Annotated in this window: 2 pseudogenes; one reads left to right on the forward strand and one right to left on the reverse strand. The window is 40.8% G+C overall.

Features of this window, described 5'->3' with window-relative positions:
* A pseudogene (locus H5202_RS23260) lies at nucleotides 1-163 on the forward strand (L-glutamine--2-deoxy-scyllo-inosose aminotransferase KanB); the annotation flags it as partial.
* A gap of 122 nt (nucleotides 164-285) precedes the next feature.
* Here H5202_RS23260 and kdnA read toward each other — a convergent pair.
* Nucleotides 286-1,009, reverse strand: a pseudogene (kdnA, locus tag H5202_RS23265) (8-amino-3,8-dideoxy-alpha-D-manno-octulosonate transaminase KdnA); the annotation flags it as partial.

A 1,009-nucleotide genomic window follows, 5' to 3' on the forward strand; every position in this document is an offset into this window, starting at 1 on the left:
ATTACCTATTATGCTAATCGCTGATCGCCCTGACTACACTAAGGTGCTGACACCCAAGTCTGACGCGATCATGAGCCGAACAATTTCGATGTTAATCAAGTTGTCTTGGACTGATGAGCAAATTGCTGAACGTATTGAAAATATCAAACGCGCTTTTGCCTAGCATTGATGTCTCTTGGTCAGTGATGGCTGAGAGCACTTTTTACAGTATTTATCTCAATGGAGACTGTTGTAATGAGTTTTAAAAATTTTAAATGTGTACCAAAAATGATCTTCGGCCGTGGTTCATTTGTGCAACTTGATTAACATCGAAATTGTTCGGCTCATGATAGCGTCAGACTTGGGTGTCAGCACCTTAGTGTAGTCAGGGCGATCAGCGATTAGCATAATAGGTCATGCGGCAGGGGCTTTAAGCTCTTGGATATGTTTCCAATTCTTAAGGTAATGCCAGTTGTTAACATACCAATAAAAACAACCATCAACTTTGTTGGCAGCCAGCTTTTTATTAATTTCTTGAGTGCGTTCTTCTGTTGGCATCATAAATGTTAAGAAGCCTGCAGAATCGCCGTCTGGATCTGGAATTTCACAGAACGTGATTTCAGCAATAGATGCCATTGCATCTTTAATGGTTTTCTTGTTTTTACGCTGAATAGCAATGATTTTATCAAGCTTACGTAATTGTGCTAAACCCATTGCTGCATTCATTTCAGAAATGCGGAAATTCAACCCCATAATTGGGTGTGATTCTGCACCACGATCATTACCAACATGGTCATGGCCGTGATCTGAGAACATGTGTGAATGGTTATAAATTTCGCTGTTGTTAGTGACAATCGCGCCACCTTCACCGCAGGTGATAGTCTTAACTGAGTCAAATGAGTAACAACCCACATCACCAATAGTGCCTAATGCTTGGCCTTTATAACTGCCACCGATGGCTTGACATGCATCTTCTAAAATCACCAAGTTATGCTTTTTACATACAGCTTTGATTTCGTCCATCTTGGCC

Source organism: Shewanella sp. SG41-4, assembly GCF_014164505.1.
Lineage (GTDB): Bacteria > Pseudomonadota > Gammaproteobacteria > Enterobacterales > Shewanellaceae > Shewanella.